15 protein-coding genes and 1 tRNA gene are annotated in these 17,911 nt (G+C 63.2%); 12 read left to right on the top strand and 4 right to left on the bottom strand.

Annotated elements, in window-relative coordinates; translation table 11 throughout:
- The 4 genes from lgt to pyk all read left to right on the top strand — a co-directional run bounded on the left by lgt (window position 1) and on the right by pyk (window position 9,082).
- Entirely contained in the window at window positions 1–1,167 is a 1,167-nt protein-coding gene (lgt, locus tag ACEN9K_RS09855; RefSeq protein ID WP_495635610.1) for a prolipoprotein diacylglyceryl transferase, read from the top strand.
- 263 nt (window positions 1,168–1,430) lie between these two features.
- On the top strand, window positions 1,431–6,044 hold the full coding sequence (gene gltB / locus ACEN9K_RS09860) for a glutamate synthase large subunit (protein WP_056393676.1): 4,614 nt from the start codon (window positions 1,431–1,433) through the stop codon (window positions 6,042–6,044).
- Window positions 6,037–7,494, top strand: coding sequence for a glutamate synthase subunit beta (locus ACEN9K_RS09865; protein ID WP_056393678.1), 1,458 nt, complete (start codon window positions 6,037–6,039; stop codon window positions 7,492–7,494). The genes gltB and ACEN9K_RS09865 overlap by 8 nt, the downstream gene beginning before the upstream one ends.
- A gap of 91 nt (window positions 7,495–7,585) precedes the next feature.
- Entirely contained in the window at window positions 7,586–9,082 is a 1,497-nt protein-coding gene (pyk, locus tag ACEN9K_RS09870; RefSeq protein ID WP_043425225.1) for a pyruvate kinase, read from the top strand.
- Window positions 9,083–9,204: 122 nt separating this feature from the next.
- Here the strand turns inward: pyk and ACEN9K_RS09875 are convergent, their stop codons facing one another.
- A complete protein-coding gene (locus ACEN9K_RS09875) occupies window positions 9,205–9,810 on the bottom strand; it encodes an ANTAR domain-containing response regulator (RefSeq protein ID WP_009358190.1) in 606 nt (201 codons plus the stop codon).
- A gap of 201 nt (window positions 9,811–10,011) precedes the next feature.
- Here ACEN9K_RS09875 and ACEN9K_RS09880 point away from each other — a divergent pair.
- The 4 genes from ACEN9K_RS09880 (at window position 10,012) to ACEN9K_RS09895 (ending at window position 12,547) form a co-directional block, all read left to right on the top strand.
- Window positions 10,012–10,093: transfer RNA gene (locus tag ACEN9K_RS09880), tRNA-Leu, on the top strand.
- A gap of 36 nt (window positions 10,094–10,129) precedes the next feature.
- Window positions 10,130–11,314 carry a tyrosine-type recombinase/integrase gene (locus ACEN9K_RS09885; RefSeq protein WP_240617860.1) on the top strand — a complete coding sequence of 395 codons (1,185 nt, stop codon included), beginning with the start codon at window positions 10,130–10,132 and terminating at the stop codon, window positions 11,312–11,314.
- A 105-nt stretch (window positions 11,315–11,419) separates the two neighbouring features.
- Entirely contained in the window at window positions 11,420–11,692 is a 273-nt protein-coding gene (locus tag ACEN9K_RS09890; protein ID WP_133247110.1) for a hypothetical protein, read from the top strand.
- Window positions 11,693–11,875: 183 nt separating this feature from the next.
- Window positions 11,876–12,547, top strand: a complete 672-nt coding sequence (locus ACEN9K_RS09895) for an HNH endonuclease family protein (RefSeq protein ID WP_240617859.1) — start codon at window positions 11,876–11,878, stop codon at window positions 12,545–12,547.
- 121 nt (window positions 12,548–12,668) lie between these two features.
- Here ACEN9K_RS09895 and ACEN9K_RS09900 read toward each other — a convergent pair whose 3' ends face one another.
- The gene (locus ACEN9K_RS09900; RefSeq protein WP_134164339.1) at window positions 12,669–13,334 is read right to left on the bottom strand and encodes a DUF8548 family protein; all 666 of its coding nucleotides are present in this window, start codon (window positions 13,332–13,334) and stop codon (window positions 12,669–12,671) included.
- Between the two features lie 337 nt (window positions 13,335–13,671).
- Between ACEN9K_RS09900 and ACEN9K_RS09905 the strand changes: the two genes are divergently transcribed.
- On the top strand, window positions 13,672–13,839 hold the full coding sequence (locus tag ACEN9K_RS09905) for a hypothetical protein (RefSeq protein WP_165838089.1): 168 nt from the start codon (window positions 13,672–13,674) through the stop codon (window positions 13,837–13,839).
- Window positions 13,840–14,185: 346 nt separating this feature from the next.
- Window positions 14,186–14,962 carry a DUF6994 family protein gene (locus ACEN9K_RS09910; RefSeq protein WP_134164338.1) on the top strand — a complete coding sequence of 259 codons (777 nt, stop codon included), beginning with the start codon at window positions 14,186–14,188 and terminating at the stop codon, window positions 14,960–14,962.
- Window positions 14,963–15,424: 462 nt separating this feature from the next.
- Here the strand turns inward: ACEN9K_RS09910 and ACEN9K_RS09915 are convergent, their stop codons facing one another.
- Window positions 15,425–15,748, bottom strand: coding sequence for a winged helix-turn-helix domain-containing protein (locus ACEN9K_RS09915; protein ID WP_109864169.1), 324 nt, complete (start codon window positions 15,746–15,748; stop codon window positions 15,425–15,427).
- Window positions 15,749–15,942: 194 nt separating this feature from the next.
- Here ACEN9K_RS09915 and ACEN9K_RS09920 point away from each other — a divergent pair, with 194 nt between their 5' ends.
- Window positions 15,943–16,440, top strand: a complete 498-nt coding sequence (locus tag ACEN9K_RS09920; RefSeq protein WP_109864168.1) for a hypothetical protein — start codon at window positions 15,943–15,945, stop codon at window positions 16,438–16,440.
- 36 nt (window positions 16,441–16,476) lie between these two features.
- Here the strand turns inward: ACEN9K_RS09920 and ACEN9K_RS09925 are convergent, their stop codons facing one another.
- Window positions 16,477–16,800 carry an ArsR/SmtB family transcription factor gene (locus tag ACEN9K_RS09925; RefSeq protein WP_109864167.1) on the bottom strand — a complete coding sequence of 108 codons (324 nt, stop codon included), beginning with the start codon at window positions 16,798–16,800 and terminating at the stop codon, window positions 16,477–16,479.
- Between the two features lie 102 nt (window positions 16,801–16,902).
- Here ACEN9K_RS09925 and ACEN9K_RS09930 point away from each other — a divergent pair, with 102 nt between their 5' ends.
- Complete coding sequence (locus tag ACEN9K_RS09930; protein WP_134164336.1) at window positions 16,903–17,883, top strand: hypothetical protein; 981 nt, start codon at window positions 16,903–16,905, stop codon at window positions 17,881–17,883.
- Window positions 17,884–17,911: the final 28 nt, after the last annotated feature.

The raw sequence follows: 17,911 nt of genomic DNA on the forward strand, positions 1-17,911 counted from the left end.
ATGCAGCCACTCCTTCAGGCAGCCGCGCTGGTACCCACGATGGTGCCGGCCAGCATCCCCAGCCCGGACTGGTCCGGGTTCGACATTCCCCTGCCATGGGGCAGCCTCCGGATCCACGCCTACGCGCTGTGCATCCTCGCGGGGATCGTCGCGGGGCTCTGGCTCACATCCGTCCGCTGGGCCAGGCGCGGCGCCCCTGAAGGCAGCGTCTGGGACATCGTCATCTGGGCCATACCCTTCGGCATCATCGGAGGCCGGCTTTACCACGTGGTGTCATCACCGGACGCTTACTTCGGCCCGGGGTTCGACGGCACCGGAGACCTCTCGCTGATCCCGCAGATCCAGCGCGGCGGGCTGGGAATCTGGGGCGCCGTGGTCCTTGGGGCCCTTGGCGCCTGGATCGGCTGCCGCCGCAGCGGAGTGAAGCTGAGCGCATTCGCCGACGCAGCGGCCCCGGGCCTGCTCCTGGCCCAGGCCATAGGCCGGTGGGGCAATTACTTCAACCAGGAACTTTTCGGCGGTCCCACCACGCTGCCGTGGGGCCTGCAGGTGGACGCCGACAACCCCAACTTCCCCGCCGGCATGCCGGCGGACACCCTCTTCCACCCCACGTTCCTCTACGAGTCCCTGTGGAACCTGGCCGGCGTCCTGATCCTGCTGGCCCTGGACCGGCGCTTCAACTTCCGCCGGAGCCGGCTTTTCTGGCTGTACGCCATGTACTACACCCTGGGCCGGGTCTGGATCGAGGCAATGCGCATCGACGACGCCGAACAGATCACCATCTTCGGCATCACCACCAGGCTCAACGTGTGGACCAGCATCTTCGTGTTCCTGGCGGCCCTGGTCGCCTTCATCCTGTTGGGCCTCAAAAGCCGGACGGACCCGGACACCGTGTACCTTCCGGGGCGCGGAGCGGAGAAAACCGTGGAACCGGGAACCGATTCCGTGGCCAGTCATGAAGTCCGTGATCCGGACGATGTTGTCTCAGATAGTGATTCGCGTGGTAATCTCCCTGATAACCACAGCGGTTCCAGGCATGCTTCCGACCCCACGGAAGAAGCCGCGGCGGCACCGGCGGGCTCAAAGCCCGGAACGGATGCAACGGCTGCCGGACACTCCGGCAGCACAGCCACAGGACCCGCACCGGAGGCCGGCACCGGCAAGTAGGGCGCCGGCCAGGCAGGGCAGCAGAGCCACCGCTCGAAGCGCCCGAAAACCACAATGTCGTGGCATGGGGCACCGTCCGTCCAGCATGGATTTGCTGGCTGATGATGCCTCGGGCAGGGGCCTGCGTAACCGTTAGTTCAGCAGGCTGCGCTGACCTACAATTTCCAGTAATCAACACTTTGTTGTGCCCACCGCAGCGGCGCCGACGAGTGGGGCCAACGGTGTCCCTTCCATACGCACGATCAGGAGGAAGGACGTCTCCCATGACCCAAACTCTTCACACTCCCAGCTGGTCCGAACCGGACCAGCCTGAGACTGCAATGTCGCCGTTCAAGCGCTTCGCAGCCATGCCGGAGGCCGCCGGGCTCTACAACCCGGAACAGGAGAAGGACGCCTGCGGACTCGCGATCATCGCGACCCTGCGCGGCGAACCCGGGTATGACATTGTCGACGCCGCCCTGACCGCCCTGCGCAACCTGGAGCACCGCGGTGCCGTGGGTGCTGACGAGGGCACGGGCGACGGCGCGGGCCTGCTCATGCAGATCCCCGACGAGTTCTTCCGTGCGGTCACCGAGTTCGAGCTGCCCGCACCGGGCCAGTACGTCGCCGGTACCGCGTTCCTGCCTGCCGAGCAGCGCGAGGCCGACGCCGCCAAGGCAGGTATCGAGGGCCTGGCCGCCGATGAGGGCCTGAAGGTCCTCGGCTGGCGTGAAGTGCCGGTGGTCGCCGACCTCGTGGGCGCCATGGCCCGCGCCTGCATGCCTTACTTCTCCCAGCCCTTCCTGGCATCCGCCAACGGCGAGGAACTGGACCGCAACGAGCTCGACTCGCGCGCCTGGCGCATCCGCAAGCGTGCCCAGAACAAGTTCGGCGTGTACTTCCCCTCGCTGTCCTCGCGCACCATCGTCTATAAGGGCATGCTCACCACCGCCCAGCTGGAGCCGTTCTACCCGGACCTTTCGGACAAGCGGTTCAAGACCAAGCTGGCGATCGTGCACTCACGCTTCTCCACGAACACCTTCCCGTCCTGGCCGCTCGCCCAGCCGTTCCGGACCATTGCCCACAACGGTGAGATCAACACCGTCAAGGGCAACCGGAACTGGATGCGCGCCCGCCAGTCCCAGCTCGCCAACCCGCTGCTGGGCGACTCGCCGGAAGAGCTGTACCCCATCTGCACCCCCGGCGCCTCCGACTCCGCCTCGTTCGACGAGGTAGCGGAGCTGCTGTGGCTGTCCGGCCGGCCCATCACGCACTCGATCATGATGATGATCCCCGAGGCCTGGGAAAACCACGCCACCATGGATCCGGCCCGTCGCGCCTTCTACGAGTACCACTCCCTGCTGATGGAACCGTGGGACGGCCCCGCCGCCGTGTCCTTTACCGACGGCAACCTGGTGGGCGCAACCCTTGACCGCAACGGCCTGCGCCCCGGACGATTCTGGATCACCGAAGACGGCCTGATCGTCTTCGCCTCCGAGGTGGGTGTGATCGACGTCGAACCCTCCAAGGTGGTCAAGAAGGGCCGCGTGTCCCCGGGCAAGATGTTCCTGGTGGACACCGAGGCCGGCCGCATCATCGATGATGAAGAGGTCAAAGCCGAAGTTGCCGCGGCCAACCCGTGGGCGGAGTGGGTCAAGGACAACCTGATCGACCTCAACGACCTGCCCGAGCGTGAGCACGTGGTGCACACTGCCGCGTCCGTGAACATCCGCCAGCGCACCTTCGGCTACACCACCGAGGAACTGAAGATCCTGCTCGGCCCGATGGCCCGTACTGGCGCCGAGCCGCTGGGCGCCATGGGTTCCGACACCCCCGTGGCCGTGCTGTCCAAGCGCCCCCGCCTGCTCTTCGACTACTTCGTGCAGTCCTTCGCGCAGGTCACCAACCCGCCGCTGGACGCCATCCGCGAGGAACTGGTCACGTCCCTGACCTGCGCCATCGGACCCAACGGCAACCTGCTGGACACCAAGCAGGTCCGCCAGCCCCAGGTCCAGCTGCCCTTCCCGGTGATCAACAACGACCAGCTCGCCAAGATCGCCAACATCGAGGACGCGGACGGCAACCGCGTGGCCATGAAGGTCCGCGGCCTGTACCGGCCCGAAGGCGGCGAGAACGCGCTCCGCGCCCGGCTCACCGAGATCTGCGAGCAGGTTTCCGGCGCCATCAACCGCGGCGTGCAGTACATCGTGCTGTCCGACCGTGACTCCAACGCCCAATGGGCACCCATCCCGTCGCTGCTGCTGGTCAGCGCCGTGCACCACCACCTGCTGCGCAGTGCCAACCGCACCAAGACCGCCCTGGTGGTCGAGGCCGGCGATGTCCGCGAAACGCACCACGTGGCCGTGCTCATTGGTTACGGCGCGTCCGCCGTCAACCCGTACCTGGCGATGGAATCCGTGGAGCAGCTGATCGCTGCCGGCGACGTCACCGGTGTGACCCCGCAGGACGGCGTCTACAACCTGATCAAGGGCCTGGGCAAGGGCGTCCTGAAGATCATGTCCAAGATGGGCATCTCCACCGTGGCGTCCTACACCGGCGCCCAGACCTTCGAAGCCCTTGGCCTGGGCCAGGACCTGGTGGACGAGTTCTTTGCCGGCACGCATTCCCAGCTGGGCGGCGTGGGCCTGGACGTGATCGCGGCCGAAGTGTCCGCACGCCACCAGATGGCCTACCCCGAGGGGGGCATCGAGCAGCCGCACCGCCCCCTGCTGGGCGGCGGCGAGTACCAGTGGCGCCGTGACGGCGAACCGCACCTGTTCAACCCGGAGACCGTGTTCCGGCTGCAGCACGCCACGCGTGAGCGCCGCTACGACATCTTCAAGGCCTACACCAAGGGCGTGGACGACCAGTCCACCAACCTGATGACCCTCCGCGGCCTGCTCAAGTTCAAGAACGACCGCCCGTCCGTGCCCCTTGAGGAAGTGGAGCCGGTCTCCAGCATCGTCAAGCGGTTCTCCACGGGAGCGATGAGCTACGGCTCCATCTCGCAGGAGGCCCACGAGACGCTGGCCATCGCCATGAACCAGCTGGGCGGCAAGTCCAACACCGGTGAAGGCGGCGAGGACGTGGATCGCCTGCTCGATCCCAAGCGCCGCTCTGCGGTCAAGCAGATCGCGTCCGGCCGTTTCGGCGTGACCAGCCTCTACCTGACCAACGCGGACGACATCCAGATCAAGATGGCCCAGGGTGCCAAGCCCGGCGAAGGCGGCCAGCTGATGGCGCAGAAGGTCTACCCCTGGGTGGCCCGGACACGGCACTCAACCCCCGGCGTGGGGCTGATCTCCCCGCCTCCGCACCACGACATCTACTCGATCGAGGACCTCGCGCAGCTCATCTACGATGCCAAGCGCGCCAACCCCTCGGCGAGGGTCCACGTGAAGCTGGTCTCGGAAGTCGGGATCGGCACCGTGGCGTCCGGCGTGACCAAGGCCAAGGCCGACGTCGTACTCGTTTCCGGGCACGACGGCGGTACCGGCGCCTCACCGCTGAACTCGCTCAAGCACGCCGGTGTCCCGTGGGAGCTCGGCCTGGCCGAAACCCAGCAGACGCTGATGCTCAACGGCCTGCGCGACCGCGTGGTGGTGCAGGTGGATGGCCAGCTCAAGACCGGCCGCGACGTTGTGATCGCCGCGCTGCTGGGCGGCGAGGAGTTCGGCTTCGCCACCGCTCCTCTGGTGGTGGAAGGCTGCATCATGATGCGCGTCTGCCACCTGGACACCTGCCCCGTGGGTGTGGCCACGCAGAACCCCGAGCTGCGCGCCCGCTTCAGCGGTAAGCCGGAGTTCGTGGTCAACTTCTTCGAGTTCCTTGCCGAGGAAGTCCGCGAGATCCTGGCGGAGCTTGGCTTCCGCAGCCTCGAGGAGGCCATTGGCCACGCAGAGGTCCTGGACGCCCGCGAGGCGATCGACCACTGGAAGGCCGACGGCCTGGACCTGGACCCGATCCTGCACGGCCTGGAGTTCGACGACGACGCGCCGCTGCGCAACATGACCGGCCAGAACCATGAGCTGGACAAGCACTTCGACCAGCGGCTGATCACCATGGCCACGGAAGCGCTGACGGACCGCAGCCCGGTGAAGATCACCGTTGACGTCATCAACACCGACCGTTCGGTGGGCACCATGCTGGGCCACGTGGTCACCAAGACCTTCGGCACGGATGTGCTGGCCACGGACACGATCGACATCACGCTGAACGGCACCGCCGGCCAGTCGTTGGGTGCCTTCCTGCCTGCCGGCATCACCCTGCGGCTCTACGGCGACTCGAACGACTACGTGGGCAAGGGCCTCTCCGGCGGCCGGATCGTCGTCCGCCCGGACCGTACCAACGTGTTCAAGGCGGAGACCAACGTCATCGCCGGCAACGTCATCGGCTACGGCGCCACCAGCGGCGAGATGTTCCTGCGCGGCCAGGTGGGCGAACGCTTCCTGGTCCGCAACTCCGGTGCCACCGCCGTCGTCGAAGGCATTGGCGACCATGGCTGCGAGTACATGACCGGCGGCCAGACGCTGATCATCGGGCGCACCGGCCGCAACTTCGGTGCCGGCATGTCCGGCGGAACCGCCTACGTCCTGGACCTGGACACTGCCAAGGTCAACAAGGACGCCCTGCAGTCCGGCGAACTCCAGCTCCGCGAGCTGGACGCCGAAGACCGCGACATCGTCCACGGCCTGCTGGTCAAGCATGTGGAAGAAACTGACTCCCAGCTGGCGGCGCGTCTCCTCGAGAACTTCGATGACACCGCTGCCCGCATTACCAAGGTGCTGCCGCGCGACTACGCGGCTGTGCTGCAAACCCGTCTCGACGCCATCGAAGAGGGCCTTGACCCTGACGGCGAAGAAGTATGGTCTCGAATCCTGGAGGTGACCGGTGGCTGATCCACGCGGATTTCTGAAAGTACGCCAGCGTGAAACCCAGCCACGCCGTCCTGTTCCCGTCCGCATCATGGACTGGAAAGAGGTCTATGAGGCGCAGGAAAAAGGCACGCTGAAGGCCCAGGCCGGACGCTGCATGGACTGCGGCGTCCCGTTCTGCCACCAGGGCTGCCCGCTGGGCAACCTCATTCCCGAGTGGAACGACCTCATGTGGCGGGACAAAGGTGAGGAAGCGATCGAGCGCCTGCACGCCACGAACAACTTCCCCGAGTTCACCGGACGGCTCTGCCCGGCGCCGTGCGAGGCGTCCTGCGTGCTGGGAATCAACCAGCCCGCGGTCACCATCAAGCAGGTGGAAGTCTCGATCATCGACGAGGCCTGGGACAACGGCTGGGTCAACCCGCTGCCGCCCGCACGCCTGACAGGCAAGACCGTTGCGGTGGTTGGCTCCGGCCCGGCAGGACTCGCCGTCGCCCAGCAGCTCACCCGCGTGGGCCACACGGTTGCCGTCTATGAGCGGGACGACAAGATCGGCGGCCTGCTCCGCTACGGCATCCCCGACTTCAAGATGGAAAAGGAGCAGGTGGACCGCCGCGTCGAGCAGATGAAGGCCGAGGGCACCCGCTTCCGTACCGGCGTCTCCGTGGGGACCGACGTCACCTGGGAGCAGCTGCGCAGGCGCTACGACGCCGTCGTGGTCTGCACCGGCGCCACGGTTCCGCGTGACCTGCCCATCCCGGGCCGCGACCTGGACGGCATCCACTTCGCCATGGACTACCTGGTGCCGGCCAACCGTGCAGTCGCCGGGGAAACCATCGAGAACCAGATCAACGCCCACGGCAAGCATGTTGTCATCCTGGGTGGCGGCGACACCGGTGCTGACTGCCTGGGGACCGCGCACCGGCACGGCGCCGCCTCGGTGACCACCCTGGCGATTGGCAAGCAGCCGCCGTCGGAGCGTGCCAGCCACCAGCCGTGGCCGACGTTCCCCACCCTGTTCGAGGTGGCCAGCGCGCACGAGGAAGGCGGCGAACGCACCTACCTCGCGTCCACGGTCGAGTTCGTTGGCGAGAACGGTAAGCTGACCGGCGTGAAGGTGGCGGAGACCGAGTTCGTTGACGGCAAGCGCCTCCCGAAGGCCGGCACCGAGCGGATCATCCCGGCGGACCTGGTGTTCCTGTCCCTCGGCTTCACCGGTGCCGAGCCTGCCGGCATCACCGAACAGGTGCACGCCGAATTCGACGGCCGCGGCAACGTGGCCCGCGACGGCTACTACATGACCAACACCGAGGGCGTGTTTGTTGCCGGTGACGCCGGCCGCGGGCAGTCCCTGATCGTGTGGGCCATCGCCGAGGGACGTGCCGCCGCTGCCGCCGTTGACAAGTACCTGATGGGAAGCACGATCCTTCCCGCTCCCGTAGCACCGACGGACCGGGCCATCGCCGTCCTCTAGCCGCCGTCCTCTGGCCGCAGTCCCGCAGGATGCATCGAGGGTTCACCTCGCAGACAACTTAACCAATGCAAGAGACCAATAGGGTAGGTATATGAGACGCGCAAAAATTGTGGCTACGTTTGGCCCGGCAATTGCCAGCTACGAAAACACCCTCGCGGTGCTGGAAGCCGGCGTTGACGTCGCCCGCATGAACATGAGCCACGGCGACTACTCCGTGCATGACAACACCTATGAGAACGTCCGCAAGGCAGCATCCGACCTTGGCAAGGCCGTGGCCATCATGGCCGACCTGCAGGGCCCCAAGATCCGCCTGGGCCGTTTCGTCGACGGTCCGCACGCCCTGGCCGTGGGTGACGTCTTCACCATCACCACCGAAGACGTTCCCGGTACCCGGGAGATCTGCTCCACCACGCTGAAGAGCCTCACCGAGGACGTCAAGGTGGGCGATGCCCTGCTGATCGACGACGGCAAGGTGGCCCTGCGTGCCACGGCGGTGGACGACGTCAAGGTGGTCACCGAGGTGACCGTTGGCGGCATGGTGTCCAACAACAAGGGCATCAACCTTCCCGGCGTGGCCGTGAACGTGCCCGCGCTGAGCGAAAAGGACGAGGACGATCTCCGCTGGGCGCTGCGCCGCGGCGTTGACCTGGTGGCGCTGTCGTTCGTGCGTGACGCTACGGACATCGCCCGCGTCCACGAGATCATGGACGAGGAAGGCCGCCGCGTACCGGTCATCGCCAAGATCGAAAAGCCGCAGGCCGTTGAGCAGCTGCCCGAGATCATCGACGCCTTCGACGCCATCATGGTGGCCCGTGGCGACCTGGGCGTGGAGCTTCCGCTGGAGGAAGTGCCGATCGTGCAGAAGCGCGCCATTGAACTGGCACGCCGCTGGGCCAAGCCGGTCATCGTGGCCACCCAGGTCCTTGAGTCCATGATCGACAACCCGCGCCCCACCCGTGCAGAGGCTTCCGACTGCGCCAACGCCGTCCTGGACGGTGCTGACGCCGTCATGCTGTCCGGTGAGACCAGCGTGGGCAAGTACCCGATCGAGACGGTCAAGACCATGGCCCGGATCATCGAATCCACCGAAGTCCACGGCCTGGAGCGCGTCCCCCCGCTGGGGACCAAGCCCAGGACCCGTGGTGGCGCCATCACCCGTGCCGCCGTCGAAATCGCCGACCAGCTGGACGCCAAGTACATCTGTGCGTTCACCCAGTCCGGTGACTCGGCCCGCCGGCTCTCCCGCCTGCGGCCCATCAAGCCGGTCTTCGCGTTCACCCCGGTGGAGCAGGTCTGGAACCAGATGGCGCTGACCTGGGGCATCCAGCCGGTGCTTGTCCAGATGGTTGACCACACCGACGCCATGACGGCCCAGGTGGACCGCAGCCTTGAGGAAATGGGACTTGTGGAAGACGGTGACCTGGTGGTCATCGCCGCCGGTTCGCCTCCCGGAAAGGCCGGCTCCACCAACTCGCTGAAGGTGCACAAGGTGGGCGACCTCGCCGACTCCACGCGCGCCGGAGACGTCGCCAGCAACAAGGAAAAGCTCGGCCCGTGGCCGGAAAAGAAGAAGAAGGCCCAGGCCTAGTCTTCAGACACAGCGAAGGACCCCTGCCGGTTGGCAGGGGTCCTTTGCTTTGGTGCTGTGCGCGTTAGGGTACCCGTGGGGGCCGGGCCGCCGTCGGAAACTCTTCGGGCCCGGCCGGCGCGTTAGTTGACCTGGTTGATGATGGTCTCTGCAACCTCGCGCATGCTAAGGCGGCGATCCATCGAGGTCTTCTGGATCCAGCGGAAGGCTTCGGGTTCGGTCAGGCCCATCTTGGTGGTCAGCAGGCTCTTGGCGCGTTCCACGAGCTTGCGGGTGGCGAACTGCTCCTGCAGGTCGGACACCTCGCTCTCGAGGGCCTTGATTTCCTCGTGGCGAGAGAGTGCGATCTCCAGCGCCGGGATGAGGTCCGCGGGGGTGAAGGGCTTGACGACGTAGGCCATGGCGCCGGCGTCGCGGGCACGCTCCACCAGTTCCTTCTGGCTGAAGGCGGTCAGCAGCACCACGGGGGCGATACGGGCCTTGACGATCTTTTCGGCCGCAGAAATGCCGTCCATGACGGGCATCTTGACGTCCATGAGGACCAGGTCCGGCTTGAGTTCCTCGGCGAGCTGGACGGCCTTCTCGCCATTGTCCGCCTCACCCACGACATCGTAACCTTCGCCGCGCAGGATCTCGATGATGTCGAGGCGGATGAGGGTTTCATCCTCTGCCACAATGACGCGGCGCGCCGGCTGGGACGTGGGCTTGGACTCCGTCTGTTCAGTCACGGGATCTCCTTGAAAAGGTACGGCGGGACATCACTATCTTAGGTGCCACCGCTGCTGTACTTGGTTTGCAGGGTTCGTTTGCGGCGACGGCGGCGCGATTCTGGAATTCAGCCTATCTGCATGTAGAGTAATTCCGCGTACGTGAAGCGATCGCGTTGCTCACAGTCAGCTGTGAGCGTACTTTGGCTCCGCGTAATCCGCGCCCGAGTGGCGGAATTGGCAGACGCGCCGCACTCAAAATGCGGTATCGAAAGGTGTGTGGGTTCGAGTCCCACCTCGGGCACAGCGTTTCCGCAGGTCAAGGGCCTGTTGAAGGAATGTGCGTGTACAAAATCCGCCGAAGTGTGTACACGAGCGTACCGTTTTGTGTGTGGCCAGCATCAGTACTCGCACCAAAAAGGACGGTTCGAAGTCCTACATGGTTCGCTGGCGGGACAAGAAGTCCAAGACCGCCCAAGGCCTTACCGTAGCCACTCTTACCGAGGCGGAAACCCTTAAGCGGCTGTTGGACGCCAACGGCCAGTCCTTTGAGATCGCTCAGCACGCCATCCTGACGAATGAGAAACGTCCGCCCACTGTGGCGGAAGTCATCCAGGAACACATCGACCTGCTAGTCCGCCCATCGAGCGGAACGGTCAAGACGTACCAGACCATGCTGGACCTCCACATCCGGCCAGTCATCGGTCATGTTCCCGTGGACAAGCTCGACTACCGCGTCATCGCGCACTGGGTGAAGTCCATGATGGCTAAGGGCAAGGCACCCAAGACAATCCACAACATCCATGGTCTGATATCGGCTGCGATGAACACCGCCGAGATGCTCGGCTACATCGGCCGCAATCCCTGCCGCGGGGTGCAGTTGCCGAACATTGAGAAGGCTGAAGATGAGGCCATGTTCCTGACTCATGCCGAGTACAGACTCATCATGGAGGGGATGGGGGAGAGGTACAGGGCCTTCACGGACTTCTTGGTCATGACCGGTACGCGCTTTGGAGAAGCGACAGCCTTGACCGTGGCGGATGTAGACCTGCTTTCCAAACCACCTACTGCCCGGATCAACAAGGCTTGGAAGCGGGATGGTCAAAACCAGTTCTATGTTGGCGCGACCAAGACCGGAGCTGGCAAGAGGACCATAGGGCTGAACCCGGCGTTGGTGGAGCTGTTGATCCCGCTCGTGGCAAGCAGGCCAGGAAAGGAACTGGTGTTCACGACGCCCACGGGCGGCCGGATCGTCCACAAGCTCTACTGGGCTGACTACTGGGTGCCTGCCGTTCGCACGGCCCAGGCAATCGGCTTGACCAAAAGCCCGCGAATCCACGACCTGCGCCACACGCACGCGTCCTGGCTGATCCAGGACGGCGTCCCCCTGTTCACTATCTCGCGCCGGCTCGGGCACGCTTCCACGAAGACCACGGAGCAGGTTTACGGGCACTTGATGCCTGAGGCATTGCAGGTGGGTGCCGACGCCACTGAGCGGTCCGTGACGGCTTTCCAGCGGCTGTAGCGAGCCTTAAGGGAGTCGGCGCCGGCGACTACGGATCTCGGTCATGTTGGCGAGTCCTGCCGGGTGCATGAACTGGGAAACGTGCACCTATTCCTGGGAGACGCTGTGGATATCGAATTTTTTGAGCCTGCCGAAGCAGCAGCGTTGATGCGCTGCACTGAGTCTTGGCTGCGTGACGGCGCGACCAGCGGAAAGTTCCCTCACGCCTGCTGGGGCAAGGGAAAGATCATCTTTACCTCAGAGCACATCCGGGAAATTGCGAGATTGAGCGAGATCCTTCCTGGTGGCGCGGAGTCCAAGCAATCAACGGAGCAACCCCTGACCAAGCAGCGGCTGATAGGGACCCGTTCCAAGGCCCGCCTGGCCACGGTGAATTGATTCGGCCTGCCAGGGGCTTCCTGGTTCAGTTCTTACACTTGCTCCGGTGTGGCGGGCACGACATGTCCTCTTACCGCTTGCACAAGGTGGCCGAAGTTAGTGTGAAGCAACTCGCCTCAATACGGAAGGGCCGTTCAAATCATTCGCTCGATTGCCCCAGCCCTGACAGTCGCTGCCGCCCTCTTGCTGGTCGGCCCGCTTGCCGGCTGTGACGCTGCCGCCCATGCCATAGAGGGCATCGGAACCGCTCCAAGTACCTCTGCTGGTCAGTCTTCGGGCGGTGGCGCTGCCCGAGAGGCAGGACAAGCCCTCGTCCAGCTTGAGACCATCCCGGTCAAGGGCCGAGCCCCAAAGACTGGTTACACCCGCGATGAGTTCGGACCCGCCTGGGCCGACACAGACCACAACGGCTGCGACACACGTAATGACATCCTCGCCCGCGACCTGACCGAGGAGACGTTCAAACCCGGTACCAACAACTGCGTCGTCGCGACAGGCACACTGGCCGACAAGTACACGGGCACCACGATCAACTTCGTCCGCGGGCAGGACGCCAGCTCCGACATCCAAATTGACCACATTGTCCCGCTTAGCGACGCGTGGCAGAAAGGTGCCCAGCAGCTGAGCGCAGATCAGCGCAAAGAGCTCGCGAACGACCCACTGAACCTCATGGCCGCCGACGGCCCTACTAACAGCGCCAAAGGCGACAAAGACGCCGCAACATGGCTTCCCCCGAACAAAGCTTTTCGGTGTGAATATGTCGAGCGGCAAACTGACGTCAAGGCCAAGTACGCGCTTTGGGTCACCCAACCCGAGCATGACGTCATTGTCGGCGTCCTGAAGAACTGCCTTTAATCCTGTCGGGGGCCCTTAGCCGATCGCTGTGCTGAGCCGAGGCCATTCCAATGCTGACGACCTTTGACCTCTTGGCGGTTCTAAGCAACTCTGTAATCGGACGAGTCGAGCTGGCATTGCGCTAACAGGCAAGCCGATGTGGTGATTTCCAGATCGCGTGGTCGAACTTCTGAAGCTCAACATCGGGGCGCTCCGCGGCATGCACGGCGGCGACAATTCGCCTAGCAGTTTCCGCCTTCACAGGCGCCAGATGTTGTTCTTTGAGTGCGGCATCGACAAAGCCACGGATCATTCGGTCTGCCTTGATCCCGGGCTGGCCAAGCAGCATGGTGAGGTACTCGTATGTCACGTCGCCGAGGCCCTTTACCTCCGTGTAGGCACTTCTGTGGTCCGGGTCGAGTGCATGGAGGTGCGTCGCGCTGCGAACTGGGGGAGTGAGAGAAAGAAAGTTGTCGGCCGCTTGGATGATGCACTCGCTCTTGAAGCGTCCGACGGTTTTACCGTTCCCCATGACCTCCCTTATTCGCTTCTCGCCTAGGTTGCGCAAGCACTCAAGGTCGTTTGCGGCGTCGGGGTAGGCGTCTCGGAATAACTTCGCCCTGCCGAGGACGCCTTTGGCCGGGTGCTTCGTCTTATAGACGGCTCGGATGGAGAACACGGCATCGACGAGAGACAAACCGATTTGGTCAGGCCACCCGCCCGGCCACGCGCTGAAATTCTTTTCGGGAATACTCTTCAATGCCTTCGCTACGGCCGCTATTGCCTGCTGTTCGTCAATTTGCCCCACCTCGCCTTTTTACGGTCAGAATATCCGACACCTTCGGCATAGCCGGATGTCGCCGCAGCCGGCGTGCGGTGACCGTTAGGAGCACGGCGTGACCGCCGGTGCGCGGCCTTCAAATTCGGCTTCGTAGCGTAGCGTTTGGGTTTATCACGGGTATCAGTGGTGTGGGCTGCCACAAGGAATCCCCCCGCCGTCGCCGCGTGCACAAGCGCTTGCACATCTGTGTCGCCGAGGGCGCCGCGTAGCACATCGATCAACTCGTTCACGTAATGGATTCTGGAGTAGTCGCCCGGTAAAGAGTTGCGAACCCTTCCGCGAAGTGTGAGACCAGAATCCGCCCATGAGCGGAGAGCGCGTCTTGTGGGAATTCCGGAACGAAGAATCGATCGCCCAGACCGATGCCGTGGTTGCCGAGCAGTTCAGTCGCCTCAGGAATAGCATCGCCCAGGTAAGGGACAGTGCGGCACGCCGTGTGCAAGGGGCGGTCTCGCGACTGTACATGAGCTGACTCCGCCAACGCGCGAGTCGAACCGGAGCAGGGACAAGGCAAGATCCTGCAGACCTCTCCGGTTGTGTCCGTCGGCGCCGAGCTTTTGTCAGCGACGCGTTAAAGACCACGCCTATACCTTAACGACACTCATAATAACAGTCCACTCGGCCCGAAAATTTACAATCAGTCCTTATGTTTGCGGGGTTTCTGGGCGGACCTTAACAAGCGGAAGCCCGTGCTTTCCGCCAGTAAATTAACAATTCGTCTACCCTCAGAGGGACATCCGCGACCGCCCGCGGGAGACAAGCTTGTTTCAACCGCAGGTTCCGCGGTTCGCAATAGGCGGCCACCTAGACTTCCTTCCATGCGCGTCTTCGACATCGCCTTCGACTACCTTCTCGACACCACGCCTCCGGGAACGGACGCGGACTCCAATAGTCCGCGGCTCAAGGCTGACCATCAGCTGCTCTGGACGAAGGAGCTATGCGGGGGCCAGCTGTTCGAACTGGCGGTCTCGGAAATTCCCAAGGTGCGTCGGAAAAACTACCTGATGTTCGAGCAGACGCCCGACAAATCGATCACGTTCGGCAGTGACGCCATCACGAACTCCTACACCAGGTGGGTGAAGCCCAAGGCCTTGGTCGAGGCTAAGGCCCAGTTGAATGAGGAGCAGAAGCGCCGCTATTTCGACCCGCCGTACACGATCGGCAGCGCCATGATCTGGCCCGTCAGGGGAATACACCTGCCCACCCTCAACACCGCCAGGGGAATGCGAGCAAAGATTGCGGACCGGATGGACCTGACGCTGGAGTGCATCCGGCGCCACTACGCCAAGGAACCAGACAGCCCCCTCGCCGACGTCATCACTAACTATTGGGACTTCTTCGAACTCTTCGGCACGTTCGAGAAGTTCGTGGAGTTCTTCCATTTCCAGGATCTCGTGACGCCGGAGGGGAAGATCGCCTTCTTCCTCGAGGAGGATGACGAGGACAAGGTCTTCACGCGCTCCGGCGTCCCGGTCACAAAAGACGAGTACATCAGGGTTCGGGAAGCCTCGCTGAAGTTCATAGCGTTGCGGGGCAACCGGATGGCCGACTGGGTCGAGGAGAACCACCCCGACATCAAGGTGCGGCGGCAATAACCGGGAATGCCCGGGATGCCTCGCCGCGATAAGTGGGGCCTGGCGGTTCAAGTCCCTATGTGACGCGCCAGGGACGCGTGAACTTCCTAGACTAAACAAGAACCGCTTGGTACACGTCATGGTTGCACTACCTCTGAAGTCTCCGCCAATAGCTGTACCTGCCTTCGTACTTCAGGCAGTTGGTAGATCCTGCCATTCATTTCTGTCTGTGTAACGGCGCTGAAAGCATGGTCCTGTCTGCCTGGTCCTTGGATGCGTCAATGGCCCGGTGGGCTTGCATGTACTAAGTGGCAAAGTAGGCGCCCGAGCCGCGGGTCGAGCATCCTAATGATCGCTCGACCGTCGGTTGGGTGGCACGTGCCGGCGAGCTTGCGACTCCACTCTCATCCTCTATGGCGCCGGAACAGACGACTCCATTTTTGAAGTTTCAGAGCAATCCTCAAAAAATCGATCCGACCTTGTTCAGCTGGTTTCCTCCGACGTTCCTGGGCATTCGCAGGAGTGGAACGGCGATTCGGACGAGTGCGCGTCCTCATGGTCTGGGTTCCTGAGGTCGGTAACAGGACATTGGAACCCGGCGGATAGCTCCTGAAGATGCTTCTCAATTAGGTCCACTTGGGCGCCGAAGGTTCCTGCTAGCGGGGTGATTAGACCGGCGTCGCTCAGCAGCGTGATCTGTCGACGGACGGTCGACTGCGAAAGTCCCAGGGCACGAGAGGCATGCCCGCAAGACGCTGGACCATGCACGATTAGGAACCGAAGGAGTCGGCTTCGCGTCCGGTTCATCAAGATGTCCTCTGCCACGGAGACCCCCGCCGAATGACTGAGCTGAACGACCTGTAGACGGGTCTACAGGAGAACGATACGCTCATCCGTAAGGGGATGGAAGCAACCCGCAAGCCTTATTGCAGGCGGCGTTCCGCAGAGGAATACTGGCACCAGGGTCGGCGTGAACCATCGCACCAGAAGGGAGGCGGGTCTTGTCTTCTGACCAAGAGGCATTCAGTGCTGGCTCGTCTCCACAGGCAGAGTTGGCGCGACGCCTGAACCTTCTGCTTGATGTTGTGGTTGCCGAGCGAGGTCAGCCGGTCACGTTCCGTGAGGTTCAGCAGAAGCTGCAGAGCAGGGGAATCAAGCTTTCCAGAGCCCGCTGGTTCTACATGAAGGACGGCACGGGGAGACTCGTCAGTGACCCGGCGTTGCTGGGAGCTCTGTGTGAAATCTTCAATGTCGACCCTGGGTATCTGCAGGGAGGCGAGGCCGCTGACCTGCCCGAGCGCATTGATTCACAGCTTGAGTTTGTGAAGTCCCTGCGCGCAGCTCGTGTGAAGACGTTTGCGGCCAGGACTCTTGGTGATGTGTCCCCGGAAACGCTTCGTGTCATCACAGAGTATTTGAACAGGGACATCAGCCGGCGGCCGGAAGGTGAGCAAGCAGCGGCGGGTTCATCGTCAGACGCGGGTGAAGCAGCGGAATAGATCGAACAGGCGCTACCGCCGTCGCAAACGTTGCCACTACTTCTCGAGCAGGTAGCCTAGGTGCGCGTCGAGCAGTTCCTTTATTCGGGCTGCGTTGGCAGAGTACCGGGGCGAGCGCCCGTGCCGGCGCCCAGGTTCGACGTCGACTATCACCACGCCCGCGTCCTCCAGGGCGGTGAGGTGCTTAGCTACGCTCGGTTCGCCGGCGCTGACGGCTGCGACAATGTCGCCTCGCGTCGCCGGTCCATTCGCCGTGAGGAATCGGAGAATCTCGTTCCGCGACCGGTTGCCAAAAGTGGCGACGGCAGCCTCAACGTCAGCCGACCAGGCGGCGTCGTGTGGCTGGGTAATCCGCGGCATAGCCACATTCTTCCCGAAGGTTGACCAAAAAGTAAGAACGGCACCCTTGACGATACTTTAAGTATCTTCGACAATAACTTCTATAGCTTCTACTGGTCGTTGGTGGATCTGCGCATCCACATCCGCGAGTTGCTCTACCCGCGACTCTGCTTACTACTCGATCTGAACAAAAGCGGTGAAGTCGTGGAACTCGACGCCAAAGCAAATAAACCCATCCGGGAACCAGTTAAGACCATCACTGTCGACGTCTCATTGCTAAACCCTCCTGCGGCAGGGGAGTGCAATATCCCGATCGACCGCATCATGAGCGCGGTCAACAGTGTTCAGGGTTACGTGGTTTCCCGTCTTACGCGGATTGGGCGCATGTGCGATGTGGACGACCTCATGCAGGATATCCGGGTCGCCGTATGGGACGGCGTGACGAAGGGGCGCTACCGGGAGTTGCCCGGCATTCCGTTCGAAGCCTGGGTCCAAGGTGTCTGCAACAAGATCTGCGCGGCACACGTCCGGCGCGAACTTAGTCATCAGACTTTGCCGCTGCTCATGGATTTCACGACGGCGGAACCCTCACCTGAAGTGCTTGCTGTCGTCAGCGCCGGGTTGGGTTGGGACAGCACGGAGAAGTATGTCGATCACGCCTGGGCTCAGGCCATGCTTGGCCTGGTGCAAAAAAACGTGAGGGAGGATACCTGGCAATTGGCTGTCTCAAGCTTAGTCGGGCCAAGGCATTACGGGCCGCCCTCGCCAAGGGACAGGAGGCGCTGGCATGCCGTTACCGTCGTGCGGCAGACCGCCATGACTATCAATGCTGCTTTGAACTGCCACCCCGAGCCGGGGGTCAGCATGGAAGGTCTTTGCCGGTGCGCTGCGGATTGCCTTCCCACGGCTGTTCTGAGAAGAGTCGCGGAGACCATAGTCCGTCCAGGGTTGCGCGGCCTGCCTAGGTCTGTGCAGATGGCGGCGCTGGCGACGGAGCTTGGTGTCACTGAGCGGTATGTCGCCGTGAATATCGGTTTCGCGCGGCAGTTGTACCGGACAGCTTGGCGCGTGCTCCAGCACGAGGCCAACAGGCAGACTGCATAAGTCATGGTTGGCCGGGGACTGCGTGCAC

It is taken from the genome of Pseudarthrobacter sp. Pseusp20 (assembly GCF_059492155.1).

Coding starts and splice junctions, on each gene's coding strand:
- ACEN9K_RS09910 (WP_134164338.1), top strand. CDS start 14,186: ATGCGCGTCTTCGACATCGCCTTCGACTACCTTCTCGACACCACGCCT.
- lgt (WP_495635610.1), top strand. CDS start 1: ATGCAGCCACTCCTTCAGGCAGCCGCGCTGGTACCCACGATGGTGCCG.
- ACEN9K_RS09915 (WP_109864169.1), bottom strand. CDS start 15,748: ATGAACCGGACGCGAAGCCGACTCCTTCGGTTCCTAATCGTGCATGGT.
- ACEN9K_RS09905 (WP_165838089.1), top strand. CDS start 13,672: ATGAGCGGAGAGCGCGTCTTGTGGGAATTCCGGAACGAAGAATCGATC.
- gltB (WP_056393676.1), top strand. CDS start 1,431: ATGACCCAAACTCTTCACACTCCCAGCTGGTCCGAACCGGACCAGCCT.
- ACEN9K_RS09925 (WP_109864167.1), bottom strand. CDS start 16,800: ATGCCGCGGATTACCCAGCCACACGACGCCGCCTGGTCGGCTGACGTT.
- pyk (WP_043425225.1), top strand. CDS start 7,586: ATGAGACGCGCAAAAATTGTGGCTACGTTTGGCCCGGCAATTGCCAGC.